At 68.3% G+C, this 17,760-nt stretch carries 19 protein-coding genes; 17 read left to right on the forward strand and 2 right to left on the reverse strand.

Going from position 1 to position 17,760, the window contains the following annotated elements:
• Positions 1-245: 245 nt before the first annotated feature.
• Positions 246-1,022 carry a uridine phosphorylase gene (gene udp / locus QH948_RS13520; RefSeq protein WP_281144851.1) on the reverse strand — a complete coding sequence of 259 codons (777 nt, stop codon included), beginning with the start codon at positions 1,020-1,022 and terminating at the stop codon, positions 246-248.
• Positions 1,023-1,265: 243 nt separating this feature from the next.
• Between udp and QH948_RS13525 the strand changes: the two genes are divergently transcribed.
• The gene (locus tag QH948_RS13525; RefSeq protein WP_281144852.1) at positions 1,266-1,889 is read left to right on the forward strand and encodes a DUF2087 domain-containing protein; all 624 of its coding nucleotides are present in this window, start codon (positions 1,266-1,268) and stop codon (positions 1,887-1,889) included.
• Between the two features lie 28 nt (positions 1,890-1,917).
• Here the strand turns inward: QH948_RS13525 and QH948_RS13530 are convergent, their stop codons facing one another.
• The gene (locus tag QH948_RS13530; protein WP_281144853.1) at positions 1,918-2,046 is read right to left on the reverse strand and encodes a hypothetical protein; all 129 of its coding nucleotides are present in this window, start codon (positions 2,044-2,046) and stop codon (positions 1,918-1,920) included.
• A gap of 110 nt (positions 2,047-2,156) precedes the next feature.
• On the opposite strand from QH948_RS13530, the gene QH948_RS13535 reads away from it, so the two are divergent.
• From QH948_RS13535 to mnhG, 16 genes are all read left to right on the forward strand, one after another.
• The gene (locus QH948_RS13535; RefSeq protein ID WP_281144854.1) at positions 2,157-3,233 is read left to right on the forward strand and encodes a sensor histidine kinase; all 1,077 of its coding nucleotides are present in this window, start codon (positions 2,157-2,159) and stop codon (positions 3,231-3,233) included.
• Positions 3,230-3,841: a response regulator transcription factor gene (locus QH948_RS13540; protein ID WP_281144855.1), complete on the forward strand. Its 612-nt coding sequence runs from the start codon at positions 3,230-3,232 to the stop codon at positions 3,839-3,841. Before QH948_RS13535 ends, QH948_RS13540 begins: the two co-directional genes overlap by 4 nt.
• Before the next feature lie 337 nt (positions 3,842-4,178).
• Positions 4,179-4,613, forward strand: a complete 435-nt coding sequence (locus QH948_RS13545; RefSeq protein WP_281144856.1) for a hypothetical protein — start codon at positions 4,179-4,181, stop codon at positions 4,611-4,613.
• 102 nt (positions 4,614-4,715) lie between these two features.
• On the forward strand, positions 4,716-5,555 hold the full coding sequence (locus QH948_RS13550) for a hypothetical protein (RefSeq protein ID WP_281144857.1): 840 nt from the start codon (positions 4,716-4,718) through the stop codon (positions 5,553-5,555).
• 267 nt (positions 5,556-5,822) lie between these two features.
• Complete coding sequence (locus QH948_RS13555; protein ID WP_281144858.1) at positions 5,823-6,257, forward strand: hypothetical protein; 435 nt, start codon at positions 5,823-5,825, stop codon at positions 6,255-6,257.
• A gap of 102 nt (positions 6,258-6,359) precedes the next feature.
• A complete protein-coding gene (locus QH948_RS13560; protein ID WP_281144859.1) occupies positions 6,360-7,199 on the forward strand; it encodes a hypothetical protein in 840 nt (279 codons plus the stop codon).
• The gene (locus tag QH948_RS13565; RefSeq protein WP_281144860.1) at positions 7,199-8,539 is read left to right on the forward strand and encodes an RND family efflux transporter; all 1,341 of its coding nucleotides are present in this window, start codon (positions 7,199-7,201) and stop codon (positions 8,537-8,539) included. Before QH948_RS13560 ends, QH948_RS13565 begins: the two co-directional genes overlap by 1 nt.
• Entirely contained in the window at positions 8,536-9,210 is a 675-nt protein-coding gene (locus QH948_RS13570; RefSeq protein WP_281144861.1) for an ABC transporter ATP-binding protein, read from the forward strand. Before QH948_RS13565 ends, QH948_RS13570 begins: the two co-directional genes overlap by 4 nt.
• The gene (locus QH948_RS13575) at positions 9,197-10,396 is read left to right on the forward strand and encodes an ABC transporter permease (RefSeq protein WP_281144862.1); all 1,200 of its coding nucleotides are present in this window, start codon (positions 9,197-9,199) and stop codon (positions 10,394-10,396) included. The genes QH948_RS13570 and QH948_RS13575 overlap by 14 nt, the downstream gene beginning before the upstream one ends.
• A gap of 66 nt (positions 10,397-10,462) precedes the next feature.
• Entirely contained in the window at positions 10,463-11,260 is a 798-nt protein-coding gene (locus tag QH948_RS13580) for a deoxyribonuclease IV (protein ID WP_281144863.1), read from the forward strand.
• Positions 11,261-11,485: 225 nt separating this feature from the next.
• Complete coding sequence (locus QH948_RS13585; RefSeq protein ID WP_281144864.1) at positions 11,486-14,389, forward strand: Na+/H+ antiporter subunit A; 2,904 nt, start codon at positions 11,486-11,488, stop codon at positions 14,387-14,389.
• Entirely contained in the window at positions 14,386-14,811 is a 426-nt protein-coding gene (locus QH948_RS13590) for a Na(+)/H(+) antiporter subunit C (RefSeq protein ID WP_219082535.1), read from the forward strand. The genes QH948_RS13585 and QH948_RS13590 overlap by 4 nt, the downstream gene beginning before the upstream one ends.
• The gene (locus QH948_RS13595; RefSeq protein ID WP_281144865.1) at positions 14,808-16,355 is read left to right on the forward strand and encodes a Na+/H+ antiporter subunit D; all 1,548 of its coding nucleotides are present in this window, start codon (positions 14,808-14,810) and stop codon (positions 16,353-16,355) included. Before QH948_RS13590 ends, QH948_RS13595 begins: the two co-directional genes overlap by 4 nt.
• Positions 16,352-16,987, forward strand: coding sequence for a Na+/H+ antiporter subunit E (locus QH948_RS13600; RefSeq protein WP_281144866.1), 636 nt, complete (start codon positions 16,352-16,354; stop codon positions 16,985-16,987). Before QH948_RS13595 ends, QH948_RS13600 begins: the two co-directional genes overlap by 4 nt.
• Positions 16,984-17,304, forward strand: a complete 321-nt coding sequence (locus tag QH948_RS13605; RefSeq protein ID WP_281144867.1) for a monovalent cation/H+ antiporter complex subunit F — start codon at positions 16,984-16,986, stop codon at positions 17,302-17,304. Before QH948_RS13600 ends, QH948_RS13605 begins: the two co-directional genes overlap by 4 nt.
• Complete coding sequence (gene mnhG / locus QH948_RS13610) at positions 17,301-17,663, forward strand: monovalent cation/H(+) antiporter subunit G (protein WP_281144868.1); 363 nt, start codon at positions 17,301-17,303, stop codon at positions 17,661-17,663. Before QH948_RS13605 ends, mnhG begins: the two co-directional genes overlap by 4 nt.
• Positions 17,664-17,760: the final 97 nt, after the last annotated feature.

Here is a 17,760-nt window from a genome sequence, read left to right on the forward strand (position 1 = left end):
GGCCCCTGCGGTTCCCTGAGCCTGTCGAAGGGCCTCGCCCCTGCGGTTCCCTGAGCCTGTCGAAGGCCCTCGCCCCTGCGGTTCCCTGAGCCTGTCGAAGGCCCTGGCCCCTGCGGTTCCCTGAGCCTGTCGAAGGGCCCTGAGCCTGCGAAGGGTATCCCTCTCGCTCCGCTCGAGGCGTTTCGACAAGGCCTGTGCTGAGCCTGTCGAAGTGCTCAACGACCCGGACACCCAGAAGGGTGGCGTCAGTTGCCGCGTGCCTTGTCGGCGGCGATGACCTGGCGCATGCCCTCGATGGCGACGGGGATGAGGTTCTCGACCTTCGAGGCCTCCTTTTCCGCGTCGGTCATCGGTTGGAAGTCGTGGTGGCCCATGACCATCATCACGCCGCCGGCGCGGACGCGGCGGGTGGAGGCGACCAGGAACAGCGCGGCGCACTCCATCTCGGAGACGAGGCAGCCGCCCTTGACCCAGGCGTCCCACCGCTCGTGGAGGTGCTTCGCGACGGGCATCGAATCGGGCTCATGCTGGCCGTAGAAGGAGTCCTTCGACTGCGACACCCCCACGTGGTAGTTCCTCCCGAGCTTCTGCGACGCGGCGACGAGCCCGTTGATCAGGTCGAGGTCGGCGACGGCCGGGAACTCCATGGGGAGGTAGTGCAGGCCGGTGCCCTCGTCGCGAATGGACGAGTTGATGACGGCGATGTCGCCGGGCTGGGTCTCGGGCTGCATCGCGCCGGAGGTGCCGACGCGCATGAAGGTGTCGGCGCCGACGTGGATGAGCTCCTCCACCGCGATCGCCGTCGAAGGGCCACCCATGCCCGTCGAGGTGACGGCGACGGGGACGCCGTCGAGCTCACCGGCCCACGTCGTGTGCTCCCGGTGGGAGTTCACGAACCGGGGGTTGTCGAAATGCTGCGCGATGGTCTCGCAACGGCCAGGGTCGCCGGGCAGGAAGACGTAGCGGCCGACGTCTCCCTTCGAAAGGTGGATGTGGTACTCGTAACCCTCCGAGTAGGCCATGTGGCACTCCTTTGTCGCTTCGGTCTGCATGAACTGGTTGCCTAACGCTACGCCACGGCCGAGCCCGCGTCCCGTCGCTCGAGCAACCGGCCAGCCAGGCGGACCAGAACCAGAATTGGCAAGGCAGAGCGCGGACCCGAGGACGAGGGGCAGTGCCGAGCGCGTACTACGGGATGTAGGATTTCGATGACGGGGAGATCTAATTCGACTAGCATCAAACTGCTGGCATCCACTGGAGGATCAATGCCTGACATCGACGAACAGGTGACCCTGCTCAAGACGATCGCCGATTCGACGCGCCTGCGCATCCTCGGTCTACTCGCGGAGCGGCCGCGGACCGGCACCGAACTCGTCGAGGAACTCGGCCTCACGGCCCCCACCATCAGCCACCACCTGCACCGCCTGCGCGACGTCGGGATCGTCTCGGCCGAGGCCGACGCCCAGCGACGGGTCTGGTCCATCAACACCGACCTGCTCGGTGCCGTCGGGGCACCGTCGGCCAACTGCGCGCACATCGACGACGAGCAGGCCAGGCTCGCAGCGCGGTTCATCAAGGATGGGCGGCTGGAGACCATCCCCAGCAAGCGCAAGGCTTTCACAGCCGTGCTCATGGAACTGCTGCGCAACTTCGAACCCGGGCGCAGCTACCAGGAACGCCAGGTCAACGAGATCCTCGGTCGCTACCACTGCGATGTGGCAACACTGCGCCGCGGCATGATCGACTACGGTTACCTGCACCGCACCGGGTTCGTCTACCAGGTCACCGACGAGGTGCCCGACCGCACGCCGACCGAGGCCCAGGAAGTCCCGAAGGGCGAGGCGGACTGGCTCCGCTCTCTGATCGACAGCGCCCTCCCCAAGGTCTGACCCGCCAACACTCGGGTTGGCACCCCGATCAGCACCAGGGAAGGTGTGGGAACACGCTGCAGATGCTGCGCGAAGGAGCGGCGGCGGCCTGCGCCGCCGGGGTAGCGCCCATCAGGACAAGGGCGGCGAGGACGGTGGCAACAAGTCGTCTGTTCATGTGCGAATAATGCTGCCGCCCGGGGACCATCGCCAGAGGCATGGCACGAAAGTACCGCCGCCTGGCGACACCCGCTGGCCGCGCTGTTCCCGTCCCCCTAGTCTGCTGACGTGATCTGGATCAGGGCCCTCGCGAACGGCGCGCTCGAGTTGATCCTCGCTGCGTTCTTCCTGACGGCCACCTTCATCGCCAACGACGGGGCGCGGATCGACGAGCCGCATCTCGTCGTGATCGACGTGCTGGCCGCGGCAGCCGTCGCGCTGACGGGGTGGCGCCCACAGTGGGGCGCGGCGATGGGCATCGCCGTTGCCCTAGCCGGCCTGGCCTTCGACGCGGACCAGTTCGGGCTCTGGCCAATGACGCTCATGTGCGTCGTGGTGAGCCTGATGAGGTTGGGCCGGTGGCCGCTGGCCGCCGTCTCCTTCAGCGTCATCTTCGCGTCGTCCGTCGCGGCGACGTACCGCGCCAGCATGACGGAGGAGGACGTCCTGTGGCAGGCGCTGTTCACGTGGGGCACGCTCGATGCCTTCATGCTGATCGTCGGCCTCGGGCTGTACGCGGCATCCCGGCACGCTGCGGACCTCGCCGAGCAGGAGTCGAAGGCAGTGCGCCTGCAGGCCGCGATCGACCTGCACGACCTCGTGGCGAAGGACCTGACCATCATCGCGATGGAGGCCGAGCGGGCGAAGCTCGACGGTGCCACCGCCGAGTCGCTCTCCGCCATCGCGGACCGGGCCCGGGCCGCCGGTGTCGCGCTCCGCAGCACCGTCGGATACCTCTCGTCCGGGAGACCCGACGCTCCGGCCGTCACGTTCGCCGGCGCCCTGCGGTCGGGAATGGCCCGGCTCGAGAGGGCCAACTTCCACGGCCGGGTCGAGGGCGACCTGTCACCGACGCTGCCCGCCAGCATCGACGCCGCTGCCGGCCGCATCCTCACCGAGGCCCTCTTCAACGTGTCCCAGCACGGCAGGCGCAAGGGCCGCTGGCATCTGTCCGCCGAGAAGACCGACGAGTCCTTCGACTTCATCATCACCAACGAGCGCACCGACGGACCCATCGTCGCGGGCCTGGGGACGGTCAGCATCTCGCAGTCCGCCAGGGCGGTCGGCGGCCACGTCGACCAGAGTCACACCATCTGCGACTGGACCTGCTCGGTCTCATTGCCCCTGACGGGAGACGCCTCATGATCCGGGTGGGAATCTGCGACGACGAGCTGATCGTCCTCGACTACCTGCGGCAGGCCCTCGAGCAGGCCGACGGCTTCGCCGTCGCGGCGACGGTGGCGGACGGTGAGTCGGCCCTTGATGTCGACGCCCCCGTGGACGTCTGGCTGATCGACATCCGCATGCCCGGCATGGACGGGCTGGAGACGGCCCGCCGGATCAAGGCCCGGCCGGCGCCGCCGGCGGTGCTGCTGCTCACAAGCCTGAGCACCGTCACCCTCAGCGAGGCCGTCGCGGCCGGGGTCAACGGCTTCCTGCACAAGGACCTGCCCGTCGGCGCGCTCGTCGCGTCCATCCGGGCCGCCATGGCCGGGGTGTTCGTCAACTCCCCCGAGAGCGTCGCCACCCTGCGCGAGACGACGCGTACCCCCGCGCCGGCCTCCGTCGTCACGGACGGCATGGATCGGGAGATCCTGCGCCTCGTGATGGAGGGATTCGGCTACCACGAGATCGCCGAGGCCCTGGAGATCTCCGAGTCGACCGTCAAGAAGCGCGTCGGGGCCATGGCGCGACGCGTCGGCGTCCATTCCCGCCCGCGGCTGATGGGCATCGCCGTCGACTGGATCATCTGACTCTCGAAAGCCGCCGGCAAGAGCCCCTTCGAATTCATCATGGTTAGGCGAAACACTCGCAATCTGCAGGCCCCGAAACGCTCGCACTCATCCGATCATTCTGGTCCATGGCACTTTCGTACCACGCGGCATTTGACAGCTATGAGCTCGCGCAGGATGATCCTGCCATGTCGGGCTTGATTCATTGTCACGGTCCTGGATGCTTGGGTGTCAGCGAGGACGACGCCAGCCATCCAGACCTGCGTCTCCCCTAGTCCGAGCCATTACACCCAGGTCTCCAGCAGCTTCGCACCACCAATCCGCCACAACCGAACTCCGAAAGGGAAGGGTTTCAATAATGATTGCCACTCGAAAGATGATCATGGGAGGCTTGGCTGCCGCACTGGCTCTCGGCGCTGTGCTGCCCGCGGCCGCGAGCACTGGGGAGGATCCCAACCCGCCGACCAAGTCCGATACCCAAGGAGAAGAGTTCGGAAAGGTACTGAGGGCACGGTTCTACGAGAACGGGGACCTTTCGGGGAAGACCCTCAGGTCGTACGGGAGCGGCCCCTGCACAGGAAGCACCGATAGACCTGACGTGAGCTGGAGCAGCCTTCCCAGCGCGTGGAACGACTCCGCCTCCTCGGCGAGGGACTACGCCTCATGCGACATCAAGCTCTACTGGGACACGGACTTCGGCGGCGCCACCTACGGCTACCACAATTTCGGGGAATCGGGCGCGTACTTCGGGGCGACCTGGAACGACGAGATGTCGTCCTACAGGCTCTCCTGAGCAGCCGCAGCGTTCTACATGAAACGAGTCAACTCGCGGAAGAGCCGCACTGCCTCCGCCGCGCGACGATACAGAGCGGCTCTGCTGCCACTCGCAGCAGTCATGTGCGTCGCGCTGGCCGGCTGCGCCGCCGGCCAGAACGCCATCACCCCGGGGCCGGCGCCGACCATCCGATCCTCGACCCAGATCGATCCACCTCTCCTCGCCTACCTGCCCACCGTCGATGAGTTGGTCCTGATCGACCGTGGCGACGCCGAACTGCAAGTCCAGTGCGCCGCCCGCTACGGCGTCACCATCGACCCCCGCCTACTGGATATGAACGCACTCCTCGACATGTACTCCCAAGACCGGCGGTATGGGATCGTCAACCGGGACGAGGTGGAGCAGTACGGATACGGATCACCACCCAGCCAGTACCACTCCCTCGAGAGGGGGGAGGACCCCGAACAGCCGTTCGAGGTCGAGGTGCTGAGCGGCACCACCGAAGACGGATCCCCGAGCCAACTCCAGGACAAGGACGGCAACACCCTCCCCGAAGGCGGGTGCGGACTGATCGGATCCAAGGAGTCCAGCGGCGGCCACAAGCGATCCGAGTGGGAGATCGCCTATGTCCTGCTGGGCGAGGCCTGGGACCGGTTGCTCGCCGATCCAGGGTTCCAGGCAGCCGAGGCAGACTGGGCCACCTGCATGTCCAAGTCCGGCTACGACTTCCAACACCGGTGGGACGCCGCCAACTCGCTCACCGGTGACGATCCAGAACGATCAAAGGATATGGCACTACTCGACCTGGACTGCGCCGAGGAAACCAACTACATCGGCCGCGCAATGGCCATCGACGTCGCAATCCAGAACCAACTGATCTCCGACAACGAAGCCAGCCTGCGTGCCGCACTGGACATCCAGAAGGAGATGCTCTCCATAGCCAAGAAGGCGCTCAAGTGACGGACAGGCTCCGGCGACACCCGATCATTCTGGCCCATGGCACTTTCGTACCACGCGGCATTTGACAGCTATGAACTCGCGCAGGATGATCACGCCATGTCGGGCTTCATTCGCTGTCACAGTCCTGGATGCTCGGACGTCAGCGAGGGCGACGCCAGCCACCCAGACCTGCGTCTCCCCTAGTCCGAGCCGCCACAACCAGGCCCCCAGCACCTTCGCACCACGAATCCCGCCACAACCGAACTCCAAAAGAAACGGGTTTCAATAATGATTGCCACTCGAAAGATGATCATGGGCGGCTTGGCTGCCGCACTGGCTCTCGGCGCTGTGCTGCCCGCGGCCGCGAGCACTGGGGACGATCCCAACCCACCGACCCAGTCCGACACACAAGGGCTGAGGTTCGGCGACGTCGAGAGGGCCCGCTTCTACGAGAACGGCGACCTCTCAGGGAAGACCCTCAGGTCGTACGGGAGCGGCAAGTGCACCGGAAGCACCGATAGACCCGATGTGAGCTGGAGCAGCCTTCCCAGCGCGTGGAACGACTCCGCCTCCTCGGCGAGGGATTTCGCCTCATGCGACATCAAGCTCTACTGGGACACGGACTTCGGCGGCGCCACCTACGGCTACCACAATTTCGGGGAATCGGGCGCGTACTTCGGGGCGACCTGGAACGACGAGATGTCGTCCTACAGGCTCTCCTGAGCAGCCGCAGCGTTCTACATGAGACGAGTCAATATGCGGAAAAGCCGCCCTTCAACAACCGGGCGACGGTATAGAGCGGCTCTGCTGCCACTCGCTGCAGTCATGTGCGTTGCGCTGGCCGGCTGCGCCGCCGGTCAGAACGCCATCACCCCGGGGCCAGCGTCGACCATCCGATCCGCGACTCAGATCGATCTACCCCTTCTCGCCTACCTGCCCACCGTCGATGAGTTGAAGTTGATGGGAGAGGGGACGGCCGAGCTACAGGTCAAGTGCGCAGCCCGCTATGGAGTGACGATTGATCCACAAGAGCCGGACATGGCCAGCATCAGCACGCGATACACGGCAGACCGGCGGTACGGGATCGTCAACCGGGATGAGGTAGAGCAGTACGGCTACGAATCGGCGCCCGGCCAATACCACTCCCCTGAAAAGTGGGAGGACCCCGAACAACCGTTCGAGGTCGAGGTGCTGAGCGGCACCACCGAAGACGGATCCCCGAGCCAACTCCAGGACAAGGACGGCAACACCCTCCCCGAAGGCGGGTGCGGACTGATCGGGTCCAAGGAGTCCAGCGGCGGCCACCCACGATCCGAGTGGGACGTGGCCGATGTCCTTCTGGGCGAGGCCTGGGACCGGTTGCTCGCCGATCCAGGGTTCCAGGCAGCCGAGGCAGACTGGGCCACCTGCATGTCCAAGTCCGGCTACGACTTCCAACACCGGTGGGACGCCGCCAACTCGCTCACCGGTGACGATCCAGAACGATCACAGGATATGGCACTACTCGACCTGGACTGCGCCGAGGAAACCAACTACATCGGCCGCGCAATGGCCATCGACGTCGCAATCCAGAACCAACTGATCTCCGACAACGAAGCCAGCCTGCGTGCCGCACTGGACATCCAGAAGGAGAGGCTCTCCATAGCCAAGAAGGCGCTCCAGTGATGGATGGGCTCCGGCGACACCCGTTGCTCGCCATGGTGATCCCGGCCGCGGTCATGCTGGCTGTGGGCCTGGTGGCGGGGCACTTCGTCACGTCCCCGGCGCAGGTGGCAGCCGATGCGGCTGCACCGGCGCTCACCACGCTCACGGCGCCGGTCGAGTTCGGACGCGTGCAGAGCACCGAGACGGCCGACGCGAAGCTCCAGGCCACCGGCCTGACGACGGTGACGCCGGCGCCACCATCGGAGGCCGACAGGGCGGTCGTCTCCGCGGTGCGGGTCAAGGTGGGCGACACCGTCAAGGCCGGCGACTCCCTCGTGGACGTGGCGGGGAGACCCACCTTCGTGATGAAGGGCAAGATCGAGGCCTACCGCACGATGGGACCCGGTATGACGGGCAGGGACGTGCGGCAGCTCCAGGCGGGGCTCCGGGCGGCGGGCTACCCTGTGGCGAAATCCGAGAAGAGCTTCGGTGCGTCCACGAAACAGGCGATGACAAGCTTCTATGCCGACAGCGGCTACCCACTCATCGCCGTCGGGGAAGACGAAGTGGACGCCGCGGCCGACGCGCTGGTGGCCGCGGAGCGAGCCGTCGCGAGCGCCGAGACCACCCTCAGGAGGGCCCAGCGCGACCACGACGCCGCAGTGAGGGCCGCCAACGAGAGCAAGGAGGCCAGACCCAACCGGGACTCGGTCGACGACGCCGAACTGGCCGTCGAGCAGGCACGTGAGGACCGTACGAAGGCCGGCGACGCGCTCGAGGATGCGCGGGCGGCTTCCGGCCCGCAGGTCCCACTGGGCGAGGTCACCTTCCTACGCCACCTGCCGGCCACCGTCGATCAGATCAAACTCAGCGCCGGCAAGGAGGTGGGCGACGGCACCATCCTGCTGGCCACCGGCGAGGTCTCGGCGGTCGCCACCTTCGCCACAATCCAGACCGAGAGCATGTCCAAGGGCAACACGGCCACGATCATCACTCCCGACGGCACCGCATCGCCCGGCACGGTCACCTCGATCACCGCGCTCCAGAGCGAAGACGGCAACGACCAGACCCAGGTGACGGTCCTTCCTGACAAGCCACTCGACAAGGACCTCGAGGGCACCACGCTGCGCGTCGACGTCTCCGTCGCCCGCGCGAAGGATGAGACGCTCATGGTCCCGGAGGCCGCCGTCGTCACCGGCGCCGACGGGTCGAGCAGAGTCCGCGTCGAGGAGGGCACCCAGCAGCACCGCGACGTTCCGGTAGTGGTGGGCGACGTCGGCGACGGCATGGTCGCGGTGACGCCGGAGTCCGGGGCCGAACTGGCCGAAGGCGACCTCGTCGTGGTCGGGGTCCTCGGGTGAACGTCCTCGAGTTCCGCGACGTCACCCGCACCTTCCCCGGCCCGGTACCCGTCGAGGCCCTCCGACGGTGCAGCTTCAGCATCGCGGCGGGCGATCTCGTCACGATCATCGGCCCCTCCGGGTCCGGCAAGTCCACCCTGCTGAACCTCGCGGGTCTGCTGGACAGGCCCAGCTCAGGCGGCGTCGTCATCAACGACGTGGAGACGGCCGATCTCTCCGAGGCCGACCGCACCGCCATCCGCGGGCGCTGGATCGGTTTCGTCTTCCAGGCGTTCCACCTCATGGCCCGCCGCACCGTCGTGGAGAACGTCACACTGGCCGGGATGTACCAGAACCAGCCGACCCGCGCACGCCACGAGGCCGCGCTCGCCGCCATCGAACTCGTCGGGCTTGCGCACCGGGCAGAGACCCGGACCGGGTTACTGTCCGGCGGCGAGAGGCAACGCGTCGCGATTGCCCGCGCCATGGCCAGCGATCCCTCGATCCTGCTGTGCGACGAGCCGACAGGAAACCTCGATACGGCCAACTCTGCGGCCATCGTGGACCTCCTCCGCGAGCTCAACGACCGGGGCACCACCGTCGCTGTCATCACGCACAACCCGGAGATCGCCGCCATCGGCCACCGGCAGCTGCGGCTCAGAGACGGGATCGTCAGCCATGGAGCTGCCTGAGCGCAGCCGCGTCTCGCCACGAATCCTGTTCGACGAGGCGGTCGCCGGCATCACGCAGCGCCCCGGACGCTCCGTCCTCACCGCGCTCGGCACGGTCATCGGAGTCGCGGTCCTGCTCGTGGTCCTCGGGCTGACCAGCTCCGCCTCGGTGCAGGTCAGCAGCCAGTTCAGCCTCGTCGAAGCCACTCAGGTCAGCGTGACGCAGCAGGTCCCCGTGGGCACCAGCGTCCGCACGCTGCAGTTTCCCCTCGACGCCGAGGCCCGCGCCGAGCGGATCGCTGGCGTCAACAGCGCAGCCCTGACCTGGAACCTGCTCGACCTCAGCGCCACCAACCCGCCAGGCACGCGGTCCATCCAGCCGATTGCCGCCTCGCCGGGGGTCTTCGACACCGCCGGAGCCCACTTCTCGCAGGGCCGGGCGTTCGACGGCGGGCACGACGGGCGCGCGGCGCGCGTCGCGGTAATCGGCTCCGGCGCCGCCCGCGACCTCGGCATTACCGACCTCTCCCGACGGCCGGCCCTCCTCATCGCCGGGCTACGGTTCACCGTCATCGGCATCATCGACGACACACTCCGGATGCCCGGACTCCTCGCCGGCATCATCATCCCCACCGGCACCGCCCACCTGCTCTGGAACGACCCCACGCCGGAGTCCGAGGCCCAGGTGATCCTCGACGTTGACCCCGGGGCTGCGCCCGTCGTGGGGCAGCAGCTCCCCCTCGCGATGTCGGCTACCACTCCCGACCGGTTCTCGGTCGCGCTTCCCCCGGACCCCCAGGGCCTGCGCGCCTCCGTCGACGCCCAGCTCAGCGGGCTGTTCCTCGGCCTCGGCGCGGTCTGCCTCGTGGTCGGGATGATCGGGATTGCCAACACCACGATCGTCGCCGTCATCGAGCGCACCGGCGAGATCGGGCTGCGCCGGGCCATGGGCGCCCGCCCGCGGCACATCGCCGCCCAGTTCCTCGCGGAGGCCGCCATCCTCGGGGTCCTCGGGGGGTTGATCGGCACCAGCCTCGGCGTCGTGACCGTCGTCGTCGTGTGCGCCAGCCTCACGTGGACGGCCGTGATCCCTCCGCTCCTGATCGTTCTGGGGCCGCTGATCGGACTGGCAGCTGGCACCCTGGCGGGCATCTACCCCGCCCTGCGCGCCTCGCGTCTCGAACCCGTCGACGCCCTGCGATCGTGAGACCCGACCTCGCGGCGTCGGACGTTCGCCTCGCCCAGGGTGGGCCGACGCTCTAGGCTCGGCGGCATGACGATCCGACTCGGCGCCCACGTTGACTCCACCGACCCGCTGACGGAGGCGGCCGCCATTGGCGGCGACGCCGTGCAGATCTTCCTCGGCGACCCGCAGAGCTGGAAGAAGCCCGCGACGCTGTACCCGGGTGGCGCGGAGGCGCTGAAGTCGGCCGCGGAGGCCGCGGGCGTCGGCATCGTCGTGCACTCGCCGTATGTGATCAACGTGGCGTCGACGAACAACCGGATCCGCATCCCGTCGCGCAAGCTGCTGCAGCAGACCGTGACGGAGGCGGCCGCAGTCGGGGCACTGGGCGTCGTCGTGCACGGTGGCCACGTCACGGCCGACGAGGACCAGGCCGTCGGCTACGCCAACTGGCGCAAGTGCGTCGACGGACTCGACCTGCCCGTGCCGATCTTCATCGAGAACACCGCCGGCGGCACCAAGGCCATGACGCGACACCTGGACTCCATCGGCCGGCTCTGGGACGCGCTCGACGGATCGGAGAACCTCGGGCAGGTCGGCTTCTGCCTCGACACGTGCCACGCGCACGCCGGTGGTCTGGAGCTGGACGGCCTCGTCGGCCGGGTTCGCGACATCACGGGCCGTGTCGATGTCGTGCACTGCAACGACTCGCGCGACGAGTTCGACAGCGGCCGCGACCGGCACGCGAACCTGGGCAACGGGTTCGTCGACCACGACGCGCTGGCGGGCATCGTCTCGGACGCCGCGACGACGACGATCCTGGAGACGCCCGGCGGGGTGCCGGAGCACGTCGCCGACTTCGCCTGGCTGGCGTCGCGGCTCGGCTGACACCGTTGGCTGGGGATCGGCGACCCGTCGGGCGGGCGTCGCGATGAGCACATCCTCCTGCTCGTCGCCGTTATCGTCGGATCTGAACGATCACATCGCGATGACAAGTGTGTCGTGCTCATCGCGCCCCCAGCCGGGGCCGGACGAACCGCTCAGCGTCGCGTTTCGGTCAGCCGGTAGAGTGATGCTCGCCACCACAACCCCGTCCGACGAAGGGATTCTGGCGTGCTGTATGCCTTGATCGCCGTCCACGCGGTCCTTGGCGCGCTCACCCCCCTTCTGGTCAAGAGGATCAGCTCCCGCGTCTACTACCTGCTGCTCGTCGCGCCGCTGGCCGCCGCCATCTGGCTGACGTCACTGACCCCCGCGATCATGGGCGGCGAGGTGTACACGGAGCACTACCAGTGGATCCCGACCCTCGGCGTCGAGCTGAGCGTCCGGATCGGCCTGCTGCAGTGGGTCCTCGGGATGATCGTGACCTGGATCGGCGCCCTCGTGCTGCTCTACAGCCGCTGGTACTTCGACGGCATCAGGTCCGGCCGCTCCGCCGCGATCCTGACGATGTTCGCCGGCGCGATGCTCGGCCTGGTCACGGCCGACAACCTCGTGGTGCTGTTCATCTTCTGGGAGATGACGACGATCTTCTCCTACCTGCTGATCGGCCACGACCCCAGCCGCCGCGCCAACCGCGGCGCCGCGCAGACCGCGCTGATCGTCACCACGACGGGCGGCCTCACGATGCTGGTCGGGATCGTCGCCATCTGGCAGGCCTCCGGCTCGCTGTCGCTCGAGCTGATCCTGGCCGACCCGCCCGCCGGCACCCTGGCCGCCGTAGGCTCGCTGCTGATGCTCGTCGGCGCGCTCAGCAAGTCCGCGCTCGCCCCGTTCCACTTCTGGCTGCCGGGAGCGATGGCCGCCCCGACGCCCATCTCGGCCTACCTGCACGCCGCCGCCATGGTGAAGGCCGGCGTCTACCTCGTCGCGCTGCTGGCCCCCGCCTTCGCGGACCTGGGGCTCTGGCGGCCCGTCGTGATGCTGCTGGGCACGGCGACGATGATCATCGGCGGCTGGCGGGCGCTGCGCCAGACCGACCTCAAGCTCCTGCTCGCCTACGGCACCGTCTCGCAGCTCGGTTTCATGGTGATGCTGCTGGGCATCGGCACCGAGGCTGCCGCGCTGGCCGGTCTGGGCACCGTCATCGCGCACGCGCTGTTCAAGTCGACGCTGTTCATGATCGTCGGTGTGATCGACCATTCCGCCGGCACGCGCGACCTCCGCGAGCTGAACGGCGTCGGCTACCGCGTGCCGTGGCTGGCGATCCTCGGCGGGCTGGCCGCGCTGTCGATGGCGGGCATGCCCCCGCTGGTCGGCTTCCTCACGAAGGAGGCCGCGTTCGAGTCGGTCGTGTACCTCGTCACGGGCGACGTGTATGAGGTCACGCCGCTGGCGGGCGCGGCGCTGGGCGTCGCCGTGATGTTCGGCTCCGCGTTGACGGTGGCCTACTCGCTGCGCTGGTGGTGGGGCGCCTTCGCCGCGAAGGACGGGGCCCCGGTGCTGACCTGGCACCGGCCGGCCCTCGGAATGGGCGCCGTCCCGATGCTGCTCGGCGCCGCTGGCCTCGTGCTCGGCTTCCTCGGGCACCAGCTGACGGATCTGCTGCAGCCCTACGCCGCGACCGTCGCCACTGGCAAGGAGAGCCACGGCTTCGCGCTGTGGCACGGGTTCTCCGTGCCGCTGCTGATGTCGGCGATCGTGCTCGTGGCCGGCATCACACTGTTCGTGTTCCGCACGCAGATCACCGGCATCCAGTCGACGTTCCCGAAGACCCCGACGGCCGAGAGCTTCTACCACCGCTCCATGAAGGCCATCGACCGCATCGCCGTCGAGGTGACCGCGCGGTTCCAGCGCGGCTCGCTGTCGATCTACCTCGGCACCATCCTCGTGACGCTCGTCGCGCTCACCACCTACGCGATGCTGCGGATCCGCGTCTGGCCGTCCTACCGCGGCTTCGACGACTGGCCGCAGATGCTCATCGCCGCCGTGATGATGATCGCCGCGTTCCTCGCCGCCGCCTCCCGCGGCCGCATCCGCGCGGTGCTGCTCGTCGGCGTGACGGGCTACGGGCTGGCCCTGCTGTTCGCGATGGGCGGCGCCCCGGACCTGGCCCTGACGCAGGTGCTCATCGAGACCGTCACGCTCGTGGTGTTCGTGCTCGCGGTCCGCAAGCTGCCGCGCTACTTCACCAACCGCCCGCTCAGCTCCACCCGTTGGTGGCGGGTGCTGGTCGCGGTCGGGACGGGCACCGTCGTCACGCTGATCTCGCTCGTCGCGGCCGGCTCCCGGGTCGCGGCCCCCGTGTCCGACGGGTGGGAACAGGCGGCCTACGACTTCGGCTACGGCAAGAACATCGTCAACGTGGCGCTGGTCGACATCCGCGCCTGGGACACCTTCGGCGAGATCTCGGTGCTGGTCATCGCCGCGACGGGCATCGCGTCGCTGATCTTCCTGCGAACCCGCACCCCCGACGTCGAGCGCACCAGCACCGCCTTCGAGACGCGCCAGGACGAGCCGCAGGCCGACAACGCCCCCGGCGTCTGGCTGCGTGCCGGGCAGACGCTGTCGCCCATGGTGCGCTCCGTCGTCTTCGAGGTCGTGACCCGCGTGCTGTTCGGGCCGATGATCATCGTGTCGGTGTACCTGCTGTTCGCCGGCCACAACTACCCGGGCGGCGGCTTCGCCGGCGGCCTGGTCGCCGGCATGGCGCTGATGATCCGCTACCTCGCGGCCGGGCGCTACGAGCTCGACGAGGCCGCCCCGTTCGACGCCGGCCGCCTGCTGGGCGGGGGCCTGCTCCTCGCGCTCTTCGCCGCGGTCACGCCCGTCCTGTTCGGCGGCGTCATCCTGCAGAGCTACGACATGCACCTGACCATCCCAGTGCTCGGCGAGCTGCATCTGGTCAGCTCCACCATCTTCGACATCGGCGTCTACCTCGTCGTCGTCGGCATGCTGCTCGACATCGCGCGCTCGCTCGGCTCCGGCATCGACCAGCACGCCAGCGAGGAGACCGCCCCGATGCCGATTCCCGACTCCACCAAGGCCCTCCCCGGCCGGGACAGGAGCCGCGCATGAGCGCAAATCTCGTCCTCGCGATCACCGCGGGCGTCCTGGTGGCGGCCGGCGTCTACCTGATGCTCGAGCGGTCGCTGACCCGCATCCTGCTCGGGGTGCTCGTGACAAGCAACGGCGTGAACCTGCTGTTCCTGGTGGCGGCCGGCGAGGCCGGCTCCGACCCCATCATCGGGCTCAGCACCAAGGAGATGTCCGATCCGCTGCCGCAGGCCATGGTGCTCACCGCCATCGTCATCACCATGGCCGTCGCCGGCTTCGTGCTCGCGCTGGCGTACCGCAGCTTCCAGCTGCACGGACACGACGAGGTGGCCGACGACGTCGAGGACGCCCGCATCCGCGAGCTCGCCGACGCCGACGTCACCAGTGAGAGCTACGAGGACACCACCTTCTCCGACTCGGGAGAGGACTCGGTGAGCGAATGATCAACCTCGTCCCCGTCCCGGTCCTGCTGGCCTTCTTCGGCGCCGCCATCGCGCTCGCGCTTCCCCGTCGCCCCCGCATGCAGCGCATCGTCTCCGGCGTCGCGCTGTCCGGCATCGTCGCGGTCGCGGCGGTGTTCATGTGGTACACGAACACCCACGGACCGCTCGCGCTGTGGCTCGGCGGCTGGGCCGCCCCACTCGGCATAGCGCTGGTCGTCGACCGGCTCAGCGCCCTGATGCTGCTCGTCGCCTCCGTCGTGGCGCTCGCGGTCCTCGTGTTCGCCACCGGCCAGGACCGAGACGAGGTCCGCCGCGAGACCCCGGTGTCGATCTTCCACCCCACGTTCCTGCTGCTGATGGCGGGCGTCTCGAACGCGTTCCTCGCGGGCGACCTGTTCAACCTGTTCGTCGGCTTCGAGATCCTGCTGTTCGCGTCGTATGTGCTGCTGACCCTCGGCGGCACCGCGGACCGCGTGCGGGCGGGCACGACGTACGTCATCGTGTCGCTGCTCAGCTCGTCGCTGTTCCTCATTTCGCTGTCGGCCGTCTACGCGGCGACGGGGACGGTCAACATGGCGCATCTGTCGGTGCGGCTCGCCGAGCTGACGCAGCCGGTGCAGCTGCTGCTCGAGGTGCTGCTGATCGTGACATTCGCGATCAAGGCCGCCGTGTTCCCGCTGTCGAGCTGGCTGCCCGACTCCTATCCGACGGCCCCCGCGCCCGTCACCGCGGTGTTCGCGGGCCTGCTGACGAAGGTCGGCGTCTATGCGATCATCCGCACCGAGACCCTGCTGTTCCCGAACGGGCAGCTCAACACCGTGCTGATGGTCGCCTCGCTGCTGACCATGGTGATCGGCATCCTCGGCGCCATCGCCCAGGTGGAGATCAAGCGAATGCTGTCCTTCACGCTGATCAGCCACATCGGCTACATGATCTTCGGCATCTCCCTCGGCACCACCGCCGGACTGGCCGCCGCGATCTTCTACACTGCTCACCACATCACCATCCAGGCGACGCTATTCCTCGTCACCGGCCTGATCGAGCGCCGCGGCGGCACCTCGTCGCTCGACGGGCTGGGCGGCCTGCTGAAGGTCGCGCCGCTGCTGGCGTTCCTGTTCTTCATCCCGGCGATGAACCTCGGCGGCATCCCGCCGCTGAGCGGCTTCATCGGGAAACTGGGCCTGCTGGAGGCCGGCGCAGCGGTCGGCACGCCGCTGGCTTGGGCCGTCGTCGCGGGCAGCGTGCTCACCAGCCTGCTGACCCTGATGGCCATGGCCAAGGTCTGGAACCGCGCGTTCTGGGGCGTGACGCCCGCCGAGCAGCGGCAGACCCGACCCGACGAGTACGACGACGACGCCGACTGGGCGAGCCTCGACACGCGCCCGATGCCTCCGCTGCAGGTGGGCGCGACCATCGGCCTGATCCTGTTCGGCCTCGCGCTGACGGTGTTCGCCGGCCCGCTTTACGAGTACACGACCGCCGCCGCGGAGGCACTGCGCGACGGGTCCCTGGTCCGGGCAGTGCTGCCGGAGGGTCTGCGATGAGCGACGAGACGCACGACGCCCGGCACGGCTGGGGACGGTTCCGCTTCCGCCCCCTGTCCATCGCCATGATGGCCGTCGTCTGGGTGATCCTCTGGGGGAGCATCACGCCGATGATCGTGGTGGGCGGCGTCCTGTGCGCGTACCTGATCACCGTCGTGTTTCCCCTCCCGCCGATCAACTGGGGCGGCCGCTTCCGGCCGCTGTGGTTCATCAGCCTCGCCGCGCACCTGCTCAAGGACCTGGTGGTCTCCTCGGTGCGGATCCTGCAGCTGGCGTTCGAGCGCAAGGTGAACCTGAACGCCGGCATCATCCGCGTCGACCTCGCCTCCGACCACGACCTCTACCAGGTGCAGGTCGCCCAGGTGATCTCCCTGGTGCCGGGCACCGTCGTGGTGGAGGTCGTCCGGCACCCGCGTCGCCTCTACCTGCACGCCATCGACCTCGTCGGCGACGACCCCGTCGCCCGCATCCAGGCGATGGTGCACCGCATCGAGTCGCGGGTAGTGCACGCGTTCGGCTCGCGCGACGAGATCGTCGCTTTCGAGGCCGAACTGGCGCGCCTCACCGAGGCCGAGCGCCTGAAGAAACTCCCCGTCGACGAGGCACCCGAGCTGGAGGACGACGAATCATGAGTCTGGCAACCGACGTCATCATGTCCGTCGCGGCGGCGCTGCTGCTCGTCGCGGCGATGATCGGCGTGAACCGCATTGCGGCGGGGCCGTCGCAGCTAGACCGCTCGGTCGCGGCGGACCTGATGGTCGCCGTCGTCGTCGCGGGCCTCGGGCTCTGGACGGCCTGGACCGACCAGCCCACCTACCTGATGGTGCTGATGCTGCTGTCGCTGCTCGGCTTCACGAGCGCGGTGTCGATCGCGCGGATGGTGGGCGACCGGATGGCGATGCGCTCGAAGATGACGGCCAAGCGCAAGGAGGAGGCGGTGCGAGGATGAGCGCCCTGCTCGACCTGATCGGTGCCGTGTTCATCCTGATCGGCGCCATGCTGTGCCTCGGCGCCGCCATCGGCCTGGTCCGTTTCCCCGACGTGTTGTGCGACATGCACGCGATCACAAAGCCGCAGGTGCTGGGCCTGATCGCCGTGACGCTGGGCATCGCGCTGAGCCTGCGCACCTGGTGGGCGGCGGGTCTGTGCGTGCTGATCATCGTGCTGCAGCTGATGACCGCGCCGGTCTCGGCCAACCTGGTGGCCCGGAGCGCCAGCCGCTCGGGTCTCGTCGACGAGCAGGACCTGATCGTCAACCACCTGGCCGAGGATCTGAAGGACGCCGGCTACACGCGACCCGGCGACTGAGCTGCCCGGCTCGTTGAGCACTTCGACGAGCTCAGCACAGGCCTGTAGAAGCGCCTTTCAACCCGGGCCGTTGAGCACTTCGACGAACTCATCACCG

The sequence above is a fragment of the Tessaracoccus lacteus genome (assembly GCF_029917005.1).
Classification (GTDB): Bacteria; Actinomycetota; Actinomycetes; order Propionibacteriales; family Propionibacteriaceae; genus Arachnia; species Arachnia lactea.

What these genes read in the sequence shown, in the direction of transcription:
- QH948_RS13555 (WP_281144858.1), top strand. Translation starts at nt 5,823, where the DNA reads ATGATTGCCACTCGAAAGATGATCATGGGCGGCTTGGCTGCCGCACTG.
- mnhG (WP_281144868.1), top strand. Translation starts at nt 17,301, where the DNA reads ATGAGCGCCCTGCTCGACCTGATCGGTGCCGTGTTCATCCTGATCGGC.
- QH948_RS13525 (WP_281144852.1), top strand. Translation starts at nt 1,266, where the DNA reads ATGCCTGACATCGACGAACAGGTGACCCTGCTCAAGACGATCGCCGAT.
- QH948_RS13580 (WP_281144863.1), top strand. Translation starts at nt 10,463, where the DNA reads ATGACGATCCGACTCGGCGCCCACGTTGACTCCACCGACCCGCTGACG.
- QH948_RS13605 (WP_281144867.1), top strand. Translation starts at nt 16,984, where the DNA reads ATGAGTCTGGCAACCGACGTCATCATGTCCGTCGCGGCGGCGCTGCTG.
- QH948_RS13600 (WP_281144866.1), top strand. Translation starts at nt 16,352, where the DNA reads ATGAGCGACGAGACGCACGACGCCCGGCACGGCTGGGGACGGTTCCGC.
- QH948_RS13595 (WP_281144865.1), top strand. Translation starts at nt 14,808, where the DNA reads ATGATCAACCTCGTCCCCGTCCCGGTCCTGCTGGCCTTCTTCGGCGCC.
- QH948_RS13530 (WP_281144853.1), bottom strand. Translation starts at nt 2,046, where the DNA reads ATGAACAGACGACTTGTTGCCACCGTCCTCGCCGCCCTTGTCCTGATG.
- udp (WP_281144851.1), bottom strand. Translation starts at nt 1,022, where the DNA reads ATGGCCTACTCGGAGGGTTACGAGTACCACATCCACCTTTCGAAGGGA.
- QH948_RS13590 (WP_219082535.1), top strand. Translation starts at nt 14,386, where the DNA reads ATGAGCGCAAATCTCGTCCTCGCGATCACCGCGGGCGTCCTGGTGGCG.
- QH948_RS13575 (WP_281144862.1), top strand. Translation starts at nt 9,197, where the DNA reads ATGGAGCTGCCTGAGCGCAGCCGCGTCTCGCCACGAATCCTGTTCGAC.
- QH948_RS13560 (WP_281144859.1), top strand. Translation starts at nt 6,360, where the DNA reads ATGTGCGTTGCGCTGGCCGGCTGCGCCGCCGGTCAGAACGCCATCACC.
- QH948_RS13550 (WP_281144857.1), top strand. Translation starts at nt 4,716, where the DNA reads ATGTGCGTCGCGCTGGCCGGCTGCGCCGCCGGCCAGAACGCCATCACC.
- QH948_RS13545 (WP_281144856.1), top strand. Translation starts at nt 4,179, where the DNA reads ATGATTGCCACTCGAAAGATGATCATGGGAGGCTTGGCTGCCGCACTG.
- QH948_RS13565 (WP_281144860.1), top strand. Translation starts at nt 7,199, where the DNA reads ATGGATGGGCTCCGGCGACACCCGTTGCTCGCCATGGTGATCCCGGCC.
- QH948_RS13540 (WP_281144855.1), top strand. Translation starts at nt 3,230, where the DNA reads ATGATCCGGGTGGGAATCTGCGACGACGAGCTGATCGTCCTCGACTAC.